The sequence below is a fragment of the uncultured Aquincola sp. genome (assembly GCF_964001545.1).
Lineage (GTDB): Bacteria > Pseudomonadota > Gammaproteobacteria > Burkholderiales > Burkholderiaceae_C > Aquincola.
In genome coordinates this window covers 1-7,763 of record NZ_CAXFDV010000616.1, presented here as the reverse complement: position 1 = coordinate 7,763, position 7,763 = coordinate 1, and the positions used below count along the sequence as shown (strand labels likewise).

The window sequence follows — 7,763 nt, the reverse complement described above, 5'->3', positions numbered from 1 at the left end:
GCGCAGCCAGCCGGCCCTTGGCCGCACTCCGGCATCATCCGTGCCATGTCCTGGATAGACACCCATGTGCACCTGGATGCACCCGAATTCGACGCCGACCGGCCGCAGGTGGTGGCCCGTGCCCGGGCGGCGGGCGTGCCCCTGCTGGTGCTGCCGGCCATCCTGGCGAAGCATTTCGACACCGTGCGCCAGCTGGCGCATGAACACGGCTTGGCTTATGCGCTGGGCATCCATCCGCTGTACGTGGGCCAGGCGGCCGACGACGAGCTGGACCAGCTGGCCGAGCAGCTGCGCCGCCATGCCGGCGACCCGCGCCTGGTGGCGGTGGGCGAGATCGGGCTCGACCTCTTCGTGCCCGGCCTGGACCTGGCCCGGCAGGAGCACTTTTATGCCGCGCAGCTGAAGCTGGCGCGTGAGGCCGGCCTGCCGGTGATCGTGCATGTGCGCCGCTCGGCCGACCTGCTGCTCAAGCACCTGCGCCGCATCGAAGGGCTGGGCGGCATCGTGCATGCGTTCAATGGCAGCGATGCGCAGGCCGGCCACTTCATCGACCGCGGCTTTCGCCTGGGCTTTGGCGGCGCGATGACCTATGAGCGGGCGCGGCAGATCCGTCACCTGGCGGCCAGCGTGCCGGCGCATGTGCCGGTGCTGGAGACCGACGCACCCGACATTCCGCCGCATTGGATCTACCGCACCGCCGAGGCGCGGGCGCAGGGCGAGACCACCGGCCGCAACGAGCCGGCCGAGCTGCCGCGCATCGCGCAGACGCTGGCCGGGCTGCGCGGCTGGACGCTGGAAGAGACCGCCCGCCGCACCGCCGACAATGCCCGTGCGGCGCTGCCGCGGCTGGCGGCGCTGGCCGCATGACGGCCGCGCCGCCGCTGCTCACCGGCCTGGGCCCGGTGATCGCCCCGCACACCCGGCTGGTGGTGCTGGGCAGCTTTCCGGGCGCCCGCTCGCTGGCCGAGCAGCAGTACTACGCCCATCCCCGCAACCATTTCTGGCCGATCCTGTCGGCGCTCTGGGAGATCGACCTGCGATCCATGCCTTACCAACAACGCCTGGCCGAGCTGCTGCAGCGCGGCCTGGGCCTGTGGGACGTGTACGCCGGCTGCCGCCGTGAAGGCAGCCTGGACAGTGCCATCGAAGATGCCCGGCCCAACGACCTGGCCGGCCTGCTGCGCCAGGCACCGGGGCTGCGCGGCATCGCCCACAACGGCGCTGAATCGGCCCGCTCGATGCGGATGACCGGCGCGCTGGGCCTGCCGGTGTGGCGGCTGCCTTCCACCAGCCCGGCCAACGCGGCCTGGTCGTTCGAGCGCAAGCTGGCGGCCTGGCGCGAGGCTTTCGTGGCCACCGGGGTGGCGGCATGAGTGCGGAGCACCACGACCCCAGCCTGCCCGAGGTCACGCTGTCGGAGCTGGACGGCGTGCGCTACCTGCACCTCGATTCCATCTGGGTGCAGGGCGCGATGCGCATCAACAAGCCGCGTGTGCTGGAGCTGGAATACATCCAGCGCATGATGGCCTGGATGCTGTGGCGCCCCGCCGCCGAGTTGACGCAGGGCCATGCGGTGCAGCTGGGCCTGGGCGCGGCGGCCATCACCCGCTTTTGCCACCAGGTGCTGCGCATGCGCACCACCGCGGTGGAGCTGAACCCGGCCGTCATCGCCGCCTGCCGCATGCGCTTTCGGCTGGGCGCCGACGACGAGCGGCTGACGGTGCTCAACCAGGACGCCGGCGCCTGGGTGCGCGACCCGGCCAACGCTCAAACGGTGGACGTGCTCAACGTCGACCTCTACGACCACGAGGCCGCCGCGCCGGTGCTGGACGACGCCGGCTTTTACGCCGCCTGCCACCGTGTGCTCAACCACGGCGGGCTGATGACGGTGAACCTGTTCGGCCGCGATGCCAGCTTCCTGGCCAGCGCCGAGCGCATCGCCGCCGCCTTCGGCCGCGACCAGGTGTGGAGCCTGCGCCCCACGCGCGAAGGCAACACCGTGGTGGTGGCCGCACGCGGCGTGGTGGTGCCGGGGCGTGAAGAGCTGATCGCCCGCGCCGATAACATCGAGAAGCGGTACGGCCCGCTGGGCGTTCCGGCCCGCAAGTGGCTGCGCATGGCGCGCCCGCTGCCTGTTCCCGCGAACTGAAAGCACCCGCGTCCCATGTCACCTGCTGCCTCTCCGTCCCTCGGCGCTGCCGCGCGCCAGTCGCCGGCCGACCTGCCCGCCGGCCGGCTGGAGTGGCGGCCGCTGCTGCAGTGGCTGGTGGCTGACGGCTGGATCACCACCGACGATGCCGAGCGGGTGGAGCGCCGTTTCGGCGCCGGCGACAGCCGCCAGCATCCGCTGGTGCGGCTGGGCGGTGCTGGCCTGGTGCGCCAGGGCAGCGGCAAGCCGCTGGACGCCGAGGCGCTGACCGAATGGCTGGCCAGCCACCTGGGCCTGCCTTATGTGCGCATCGATCCGCTGAAGGTGGACGTGGGCCGCGTGGCCGACGTGATGTCCATCCACTATGCCGAGAGCCGGCGCGTGCTGCCGCTCAACGTGGGCCTGGTGGAAGTGACCGTGGCCACCAGCGAGCCGCTGGACACCTCCTGGGTGGCCGAGATCGAAGGCCACACCCGCAAGAAGATCCGCCTGGTGCTGGCCAACCCGGTGGAGGTGCAGCGCTACACCACCGAGTTCTTCACGCTGGCCCGCTCGGTCAAGGCGGCGGCCAAGAGCGGCGAGACCTCGGCGATTGCCAGCTTCGAGCAGCTGGTGGAGCTGGGCAAGGCCAACAAGCAGCTCGATGCCAACGACCAGGGCGTGGTGCAGGTGGTCGACTGGCTGTGGCAGTACGCCTTCGACCAGCGCGCCAGCGACATCCACCTGGAGCCGCGGCGCGACATGGGCGCCATCCGCTTTCGCATCGACGGTGTGCTGCACACCGTCTACCAGCTGCCGGTGCAGGTGATGAGCGCGATGACCGCGCGCATCAAGCTGCTCGGCCGCATGGACGTGGTGGAGCGCCGCCGCCCGCAGGACGGCCGCATCAAGACCGTGCGGCCCGAGGTGGGCGGCCAGCCCGGCGGCGAGGTGGAAATGCGCCTGTCCACGCTGCCCACCGCCTTCGGCGAGAAGATGGTGATGCGCATCTTCGACCCCGACACCGTGGTCAAGAGCATCGAGGCCTTGGGCTTCGGCGCCCACGATGCGCAGCGCTGGCAGGAGCTCACCGGCCGCTCGCACGGCATCATCCTGGTCACCGGGCCCACCGGCAGCGGCAAGACCACCACGCTGTATTCCACGCTCAAGAAGCTGGCCACCGACGAGGTCAACGTCTGCACCGTGGAAGACCCGATCGAGATGGTGGAGCCCGCCCTCAACCAGACGCAGGTGCAGCCGGCGCTGGACCTGGGCTTTGCCGAAGGCCTGCGTGCGCTGATGCGGCAGGACCCGGACATCATCATGGTGGGCGAGATCCGCGACCTGGCCACCGCCGAGATGGCCATCCAGGCCGCGCTCACCGGCCACCTGGTGTTCAGCACCCTGCACACCAATGACGCGGCCAGCGCCATCACGCGGCTGGCCGACCTGGGCGTGCCGCCGTACCTGATCAGCGCCACCGTCGTCGGCGTGCTGGCGCAGCGGCTGGCGCGCACGCTGTGCCCGGCCTGCAAGGTGCGCGACGAAGACGTGAGCCGCGAGATGCTGGACGCCGCCGCCCAGCCCTGGCGGCTGAAGGGCGCGGTGCGCGCCTACCGGCCGGTGGGCTGCCTGGAATGCCGCATGACGGGCTTTCGCGGCCGCGCGGGTCTGTATGAGCTGATGGTGATGAGCGATGCCGCCCGCGCCGCCGTGCACCCGGTGCTGGACGCCGCCACGCTGCGCCGCCAGGCACTGGCCGACGGCATGCACCCGCTGCGCCTGGCCGGCGTGATGAAGGTGGCCGACGGCAGCACTACGATTGAAGAGGTGCTGCGCACCACGCCCCGCTGGAGCGAAACCGGCTGAGCTTTTAGGGGCGGGCCCTGGGCACGGCCGCGGCGAGCGGTACATACTCAGGACGCATGCCCAGCGCCGATGTCAGCCCCCCTGGCAGCACCGGGGTCCATCCTTCGCAGCCGACCCCGCCGCCGCCGCCCGAGGTCTCCGCCCAGGTGACCACCGAGCAGTTGCGCATGCTGTTCTCGCACCTGGTGCCGGGCATGCTGGTGGGCACGTTGTTCGCCATGGTGCTGGCCGCCTACGTCTCCAGCCGTGTCGATGAACGGCTGGTGTGGATCTGGGTGGCGCTGAAGGTCGGCATCGTGCTGCCCCGCATCGCCCATGCGCAGTGGTTCAAGCTCAAGGGCCGGCCCGGCACCGAAGCCTGGGTGCGCTCGACCGTGCTGCTGCTGGCGCTGGATGGCGCGGTGTGGGGGCTGGGCGCGGCCTACATGGTGCGCACGCCCTACACGGCCCTGGTGGCCCTGACCTCGGCCAGCATCTGCAGCGTGGCGGCCGTGGCCACCTTCGGGCTGCAGGTGCGGCTGCAGGCCACCATGGCCTATGTGCTGCCGATGATCCTGCCCACCGCGCTGTCGCTGCTGTCGCGCGGCGACCAGATCGGCTGGACCGGCGGCGTCGGCCTGCTGATGCTGCTGGCCCTGCTGCTGGCCACCGCGCGCCGGTCGGAGCTGCGGCTGGCCGAGATGTTCCGCCTGCGCTTTCTCAATGCCCGCATCGCCGAAGAGCGTGCGCTGGCGCTGGCACTGGCCCAGCGCGAAAGCCGCGTCAAGACGCGATTTCTGGCCACCATGAGCCATGAGCTGCGCACGCCGCTGCACGGCATCCTGGGGCTGGCGCGCATGCTGGCGGCCGAGCAGGCCGACCCGCAGCTGCGCCACCGGCTGGGCCTGATCGAACACTCGGGCGAACACCTGCTGCAGATCATCAACGACCTGCTCGACCTCTCGCGCATCCAAGCCGGCCGGGTGGAACTGCGGCCGGCGCCGTTCTACCTGCTGGCCGAGCTGGAGGAGCTGGTGGACATTTATGTGGTGCGCTGCCAGGAGCGTGGCCTGCAGTTCCGCGCGCAGCTGGACGTCGACCCCGAAGACCAGGTGCTGGGCGATGCCACGCGGCTGCGGCAGGTGCTGCACAACCTGCTGGGCAATGCCGTGAAGTTCACCGAAGCAGGCGAGGTGGTGCTCACGGCGCGCCTGGGCACCGACGGCCTGCAGGTCAGCGTGCGCGACAGCGGGCCGGGCATTGCCGAGGCCGACCTGCCGCATGTGTTCGATGCCTTCACCCAGGTGCGGCGGCCGGGCACGGTGGCCGGTGCCGGCGTGGGTCTGGGCCTGAACATCGCACGCGAGATCACCCATGCCATGCGTGGCCAGCTGCAGTGCCGCAGCCAGCTAGGCGTGGGCACGGTGTTCGAGCTGTCGCTGCCGTTGACGCCATTGCAGGTGGCGCCGGCGCATGCGGCCAATGACGAGGCGCCGCTGCCTGCCCACCTGCCGCAGCGTGTGCTGCTGGCCGAGGACAACGAGGTCAATGCGATGCTGGCCGAGGCCATGCTGCGCCGCCTGCGCTGCCAGGTGCAGCATGTGCGTGACGGCCAGGCGGCCGTGGCCGCCGCCGGCCCCACCGACGAACGGCCCGACCTGGTGCTGATGGACTGCCAGATGCCGCTGCTCGATGGCGTGGAGGCCACGCGCCGCATCCGCGAGGCTGAACGGCAGGGCGGCTTGCGGCGGGTGCCGGTGGTGGCGCTCACAGCCAACAGCGCCCAGGAAGACCGCGAGCGCTGTGCCGAGGCCGGCATGGACGCCTTCTTGAGCAAGCCCTTCACCGAAGAAGAGCTGCGGGCGGTGATGGCCGCGGTGATCGGCGGCCGGCCTTCGCTGCCCGGCTGGGGCGGTTGACCGGGGCGGTGGATCAGGCGGCCAGCGCGCAGCGGGTTTCTTGCGCGATGGGCTCCGGCTGCGGCTGCAGCTGCAGGTCGGGGTGCTGCTGCTCGATCATGAAGTCGTAGAAGGGGTGCTGCATGGCCTGCCAGTCGGCACGGGCGGTGCGCACGTTGAAGGCCAGCACCCGGTGCGGCAGGTTGCCCGCATGCGGCAGCGGCACCATCTCGCCCTTGGGCAGCGCATCGGTGAAGCCCAGGCGTTGGTAGCCGCGCACCAGGCTCGGCAGGCGGGCGCCGATCACCAGCCATTCCACGCCACGTTCCAGGGCCGTCACGTACACGGCCTTCATCAGCGCCAGCTTGATGGCCGGGTCGTCATGGCCGGGCAGCACGGCCAGCCGCGTGATCTCGGCATTGCGGCTGCCCAGGTAGGCCGGGGGCAGGGCGGTGCTGGCTTCGATGGCCAGCGGCTGGTGGTGGTTGGTGGCCAGCCGCACGGTGCCGATGGCTTCGCCCGTGGCCTTGGACCAGGCCACGAACACCACCACGCCGGGCTGGCGATCGAGTTCATCGGGCTCGCACCACAGGCTCAGCACATGGGGCAATCGCCTGCCATAAGCAGTGGCACGTACCGCGCAGGCGGCGCGCAGTTCGGCTTCGTTGGCCACGGGGCGGAGCGTGAAGTGCAGCAGATGGGTGCGCATGGCAAGGTGACGATAACGGTGGGGATGCCATCAGTTTCGGCTGCGCCCGACGGCGTCTAAACCGTTGTCAATGCATGTTTCCACGGCCAGGTCCGCGGACCGCTTCGGCGGCCGCCCGTGCTACCCGGTTACGTGGAATCCACAGCGGTCGGCTAGACCCCCCTGCCTAGAATTCGGCGCCATCAACGCATCGCAAGGAGACAGCGTGAAGATCAAGAGCCAGAAAGACTTCTGGTCGGGGCTGATGTTCGTCGTGGTCGGCATCGGCTTTGCCTGGGGGGCGACCAACTACAGCTTCGGTGCTTCGGCACGGCCCGGTCCGGGCTACTTCCCCTTCGGCCTGGGCATCCTGATGGCCATCCTTGGCGCCGTCGTGCTGTTCCAGGCGCTCACCATCGAAACCGAGACCGGCGACCCCATCGGCGCCTGGGCCTGGAAGCCGCTGGCCATCGTGGTCGGTGCCGTGGCCGCCTTCGGCTGGCTGCTGCCGCACATGGGCATGGTCATCGCGCTGCCGCTGCTGGTCATCATCTCGGCCGCGGCCAGCGACGAGTTCCGCCTGCGCGAGGCGCTCATCAACGCCGTCGTGCTCACCGTGTTTTCCTGGCTCATCTTCATCAAGGGGCTCAGCCTCGTGATTCCGCTGTGGCCTTCCTTCATGGCTTCCGGCGGCTGAGGCATCTCTCATGGATCTGTTGACCAATCTCTCCACAGGCTTCGCGGTCGCCTTCACGATCGAGAACCTGCTGTACGCCTTCGGTGGCGCGGTGCTGGGCACCTTGATCGGCGTGCTGCCGGGCCTGGGCCCGGTGGCCACCATCGCGATGCTGCTGCCGTCGGTCTATGCCCTCGACGCCACGCCGGCGCTGATCATGCTGGCCGGCATCTATTACGGCGCGCAGTACGGTGGCTCGACCACCGCCATCCTGATCAACGTGCCGGGTGAATCCAGCTCGGTGGTCACCGCCATCGACGGCTACCAGATGGCGCGGCAGGGGCGGGCAGGGTCCGCGCTGGCCGCAGCCGGCCTGGGCTCGTTCTTCGCCGGTTGCGTGGGCACCGTGGTCATCGCGGCCTTCGCGCCGCCGCTGACCGAGCTGGCCTTCAAGTTCGGCCCGGCCGAGTACTTCAGCCTGATGGTGCTGGGCCTGATCGGCGCGGTGGTGCTGGCTTCGGGCTC

The 7,763-nt window shown here is 70.3% G+C and carries 8 protein-coding genes; 7 read left to right on the top strand and 1 reads right to left on the bottom strand.

The window, feature by feature from the left end:
• Positions 1-45: 45 nt before the first annotated feature.
• The 5 genes from ABNT58_RS21480 to ABNT58_RS21460 are packed head-to-tail and all read left to right on the top strand — an operon-like array spanning position 46 to position 5,895.
• Positions 46-867, top strand: coding sequence for a TatD family hydrolase (locus ABNT58_RS21480; protein ID WP_348755447.1), 822 nt, complete (start codon positions 46-48; stop codon positions 865-867).
• A complete protein-coding gene (locus ABNT58_RS21475) occupies positions 864-1,373 on the top strand; it encodes a DNA-deoxyinosine glycosylase (RefSeq protein ID WP_348755446.1) in 510 nt (169 codons plus the stop codon). The genes ABNT58_RS21480 and ABNT58_RS21475 overlap by 4 nt, the downstream gene beginning before the upstream one ends.
• Positions 1,370-2,149: a spermidine synthase gene (locus ABNT58_RS21470; RefSeq protein ID WP_348755445.1), complete on the top strand. Its 780-nt coding sequence runs from the start codon at positions 1,370-1,372 to the stop codon at positions 2,147-2,149. Before ABNT58_RS21475 ends, ABNT58_RS21470 begins: the two co-directional genes overlap by 4 nt.
• A 15-nt stretch (positions 2,150-2,164) precedes the next feature.
• A complete protein-coding gene (locus ABNT58_RS21465) occupies positions 2,165-3,997 on the top strand; it encodes an ATPase, T2SS/T4P/T4SS family (RefSeq protein ID WP_348755444.1) in 1,833 nt (610 codons plus the stop codon).
• Between the two features lie 56 nt (positions 3,998-4,053).
• Positions 4,054-5,895 (top strand): ATP-binding protein, encoded by a 1,842-nt coding sequence (locus ABNT58_RS21460; protein ID WP_348755443.1) that lies wholly within the window; start codon positions 4,054-4,056, stop codon positions 5,893-5,895.
• A 13-nt stretch (positions 5,896-5,908) separates the two neighbouring features.
• Here the strand turns inward: ABNT58_RS21460 and ABNT58_RS21455 are convergent, their stop codons facing one another.
• Entirely contained in the window at positions 5,909-6,583 is a 675-nt protein-coding gene (locus ABNT58_RS21455; RefSeq protein ID WP_348755442.1) for a hypothetical protein, read from the bottom strand.
• Positions 6,584-6,788: 205 nt separating this feature from the next.
• Between ABNT58_RS21455 and ABNT58_RS21450 the strand changes: the two genes are divergently transcribed.
• Positions 6,789-7,259 carry a tripartite tricarboxylate transporter TctB family protein gene (locus ABNT58_RS21450; RefSeq protein WP_348755441.1) on the top strand — a complete coding sequence of 157 codons (471 nt, stop codon included), beginning with the start codon at positions 6,789-6,791 and terminating at the stop codon, positions 7,257-7,259.
• A 10-nt stretch (positions 7,260-7,269) separates the two neighbouring features.
• Positions 7,270-7,763 (top strand): tripartite tricarboxylate transporter permease (locus tag ABNT58_RS21445; protein WP_348755440.1); only part of this gene is annotated, 494 nt, incomplete at its 3' end.

What these genes read in the sequence shown, in the direction of transcription:
- ABNT58_RS21480 (WP_348755447.1), top strand. Translation starts at nt 46, where the DNA reads ATGTCCTGGATAGACACCCATGTGCACCTGGATGCACCCGAATTCGAC.
- ABNT58_RS21475 (WP_348755446.1), top strand. Translation starts at nt 864, where the DNA reads ATGACGGCCGCGCCGCCGCTGCTCACCGGCCTGGGCCCGGTGATCGCC.
- ABNT58_RS21470 (WP_348755445.1), top strand. Translation starts at nt 1,370, where the DNA reads ATGAGTGCGGAGCACCACGACCCCAGCCTGCCCGAGGTCACGCTGTCG.
- ABNT58_RS21465 (WP_348755444.1), top strand. Translation starts at nt 2,165, where the DNA reads ATGTCACCTGCTGCCTCTCCGTCCCTCGGCGCTGCCGCGCGCCAGTCG.
- ABNT58_RS21460 (WP_348755443.1), top strand. Translation starts at nt 4,054, where the DNA reads ATGCCCAGCGCCGATGTCAGCCCCCCTGGCAGCACCGGGGTCCATCCT.
- ABNT58_RS21455 (WP_348755442.1), bottom strand. Translation starts at nt 6,583, where the DNA reads ATGCGCACCCATCTGCTGCACTTCACGCTCCGCCCCGTGGCCAACGAA.